Raw genomic sequence first — 3321 nt, forward strand, 5'->3', positions numbered from 1 at the left:
CTCCTAACGGGAATGCTCCTGTCACGACGAGCAACAATATGAGGAATGGAATCGGATCATTTTCGAGGCGATGGAGTTTGCTTCTTATCTCTTGATTAAATACATACATAATTATCGTTTATGTTGCGTCATCGTTCGCGTCCATTACTATGATCAGTTAAACCAAACATTGCGGTTCAAAGAAAAGGACAGCGGGAAAATCCATTATATCCATGTGTCGTCTATTAAGGACATAAAAACAGCCCCTTTCTCACCTTGAAAGGGGCTTATTGCTTTTAATCTTCAAACAGCTCATTCATTAAATCCTCAATTTCTTTTCTTCGTCTATCAGTTTCTTCTTTGTCCACGCGAAAATGGCCATTCTCCAATATAATCACATCGCCAACCTCAGCGTTCTTAGGAAGCATGCTTTTTTCGATATCTACCATTTTTCCATCTTCTGCTTCACAAACCGCCAAATCGCCTTCGAAACGGTCGATAATATACTTCATTTACTCACTTCCTATTCATTATAATCATTTCAATGGTTTTACATTAAAAGTGAGAGTCGTTCCATTAGTGGTTGCAATGATAGTACCTTGTTTATCAGTTCTAAATATACTTACCTTATATGATTTAAGACGATTTAATACCTCAGATGTTGGATGACCGTACGAGTTGTTTTTCCCAACAGAAATCACAGCATGGGCTGGTTTTACAGCTTTTAAAAGTGTCGCACTGGTCGATGTTTTCGCACCGTGATGACCTACTTTCAACACATCAGCGCGCAAATCCTTTTTCGCTTTAACCATATCCGCTTCTGCTCGAGTCTCGGCGTCGCCTGTAAACAGAAACGACTTTTTGCCGTAGGTTACTTTCAAAACAGCGCTCCAGTCATTTGTATCGCTAGTGCTGTACGATTTTACAGGTCCAACAAACTTCGCAGTCACACCTTTAATTGGCAGAACAACATCTGCTTTAGCAACCTTTATAGTAAGCTTTTCATTTTTAACAGCAGTCAAAAAATCCTTGTATGCTTGCGTTGTACTACCGACCCTTGGGGCATATACGCTTTTTACAGGGAAAGCCTTGAGAACCTCATCAAGACCGCCAATATGGTCGGCGTCTGGATGAGTCGCGATCATGATTTCGATGTCCTTTACCTTCTGTTTTTTAAGATAGGCGACGACATCACTGCCATCTTTATTTCCTCCATCAATGAGAATGTCCTCTCCATTTGGCGCTTTAATGTAAATACTGTCACCTTGCCCAACATTGATGAAGTGTACATACATGTTTTTTGGGGCTGCGTCTGTTACAATTCCCGGTAGTATTGCTATCATAAATACAATTACAGCTACCATCAGCATCTTGATTTTCCTCATTGAAAACTCCCCCTTTTACTTTTCAAGAAGATTATACCATCAATTGAGCTAAGAGGGAGTATAGAAAACAAACAGGAGGCGAAAAAATGTTCGATATTATCAGGAGACTAAGGTGTCCGGTATGCTCAAAAATTGTCCGCCTAGCGATAAAGTGTTCTTGGATATAATCAATACAATCATCCACCAGAGATGCTACTATCAAAATTTGTCCCGTAAATTCCTCCCATTCAAAGACAAAGGAACATTTCAACATATGTTGCTGAAGTATCCGTTTTTACTTGATGATAATGATAATGAAAGTGTTTAATTTTGTGTCTGACAAAAAAATAAATTAAGTTCGTTTTTTCAAGACACGATGATATGCCGTGTCCTCAGAATCCCCTGACCGGGGGACACCCACTGTCCATATTGTCACGGGAGACACGTTTATTATTTCGGTCTGTCGCGATTCATTGTCCATCGTCTCCGGCGACCGCTAATCCATCGGGACATCTGTCGCGACACATTCCACATCTTGTCCTCTGTCAGACAATTGCTGTCTCCTTTTTGTCTTCACCAAGGACAAGTGAGAAAACAACAGGAGTGGCCGTTGTCCTCCGACGGAATACTTTCGCGACACCTTGTCGCAACTGTATATCTTAGTTGCATAGATTTTTGATTGATCGAGGAACAGGGACACGTCCCTTGTCCTCGTCTTTTATTTCATACCGCCCTTCGCGTCATCCTGGTGTCCTCACCTTCATTCGATACCCTGATCCTAAGGAGAATTTTTATCTTATTGATAAATTTGCATTGAGAATTATGTTCTAAATAATCATATCATCACCAATCAAAAGCTAATCAATAAACCTATCCCCTTTATAATAACTACTAACTGGCATTTTCACCTTGCAGCTATGCGTCCAAAATCAATCTTTAAAATCCCTTTTTCCATCCTTTTTGCGACGATCCGCTTGCATTTCACCCTTCATCGAAGTGAAAATCTAAAGTTTAAAACCCTCGGGACTCCCCCACCAGACTAATGAGGTATGAGAGCAAAACCATCTTGGTTTATTTCTTTCTGGTAGCGGGCAAGCAGGCTGACGCCCATAATATAAGGGCGACGAACCATTTCACGGGAACGTCAGTTCTTGACCAACCTCTTAAGCTGCTGGACACGCCGCACCGATATCTGAAGCATCATGGCCAGCTGCTTATTTGTCGCGTCAGGGTGTCGCTCCATTGCCTTCTGCAGTTGCCATGCCTTGTCCTCCGTTCGCTCCCGTTGTTCCTCGAGGTACTCCTCCCTTGTCTTCGCCCCTTGTCCCCGGCTCAACTCCCCTGTCCTCGCCCTGTCGCGTTCCCGTTTCCGCCGGCGCTTCTCATTGGCGTCAATAATGGTCTGCAAGTGTCGCTGTTCCTCCGGCGTGATGTCCAGCCATCGAATGATCGTAGAGTTCTTCAGATTATAGCCGGCACCGGGATAGCCTTTTTTCCTCGCCTCCTCATTCGCCTTTGCATCATTCCTAGCCATCCACGCTTTCTCGGCACTTTTTGTCGCCCGGATCACCTCTTTCTCGGACAGCGGCTCCTTAAATCCAGCGTTCAGCTCTATCATCTGTTTCAGCGCCTCATCGGGATCATCAGTGAGGCAACAACTCCAGTATCGATATAAAAAACAAAACAGCTCCCTGTATCCCTTCAGATCATAATTTCTAAGCTCCGCAAGACGAATCAAATCCAGCAGCCTGGCATAGTGCAACGTCTGGATATTATGCAGCCGGACAAGTTTCCCTTTTCTTCCTCTCTTCCCTGTCTCCGCCCTTGTCAATTCCGGCAAGTACTCATATTGCAAGTCACGGAGGACATACCTGTCGCCGTGCCGGTACTCGACGACGACTTCCCTTTTGCTCTTGGAGTTGACCGACCCGTCGATCCGGAACACCCTGGTCGGATCCAGCGACTTCTTGTCCGCCCC

General features: G+C 44.1%; 2 protein-coding genes and 2 pseudogenes. 1 reads left to right on the plus strand and 3 read right to left on the minus strand.

Annotated features, from left to right (window positions below; genetic code table 11):
- Positions 1 to 37 precede the first annotated feature (37 nt).
- A pseudogene (locus VU18_RS17685) lies at positions 38 to 259 on the plus strand (YolD-like family protein); the annotation flags it as partial.
- A gap of 16 nt (positions 260 to 275) precedes the next feature.
- On the opposite strand, the gene VU18_RS15790 reads toward VU18_RS17685, so the two are convergent.
- The 3 genes and pseudogenes from VU18_RS15790 to VU18_RS15805 form a co-directional block, all read right to left on the minus strand.
- Positions 276 to 491 (minus strand): DUF3006 domain-containing protein, encoded by a 216-nt coding sequence (locus VU18_RS15790; protein ID WP_047758482.1) that lies wholly within the window; start codon positions 489 to 491, stop codon positions 276 to 278.
- A 24-nt stretch (positions 492 to 515) separates the two neighbouring features.
- Positions 516 to 1364: a ComEC/Rec2 family competence protein gene (locus tag VU18_RS15795; RefSeq protein WP_047758483.1), complete on the minus strand. Its 849-nt coding sequence runs from the start codon at positions 1362 to 1364 to the stop codon at positions 516 to 518.
- Between the two features lie 1123 nt (positions 1365 to 2487).
- Positions 2488 to 3321 (minus strand): annotated as a pseudogene (locus VU18_RS15805) (replication protein); the annotation flags it as partial.

The organism is Geobacillus sp. ZGt-1, from assembly GCF_001026865.1.
GTDB classification, from domain to species: domain Bacteria; phylum Bacillota; class Bacilli; order Bacillales; family Anoxybacillaceae; genus Geobacillus; species Geobacillus thermoleovorans.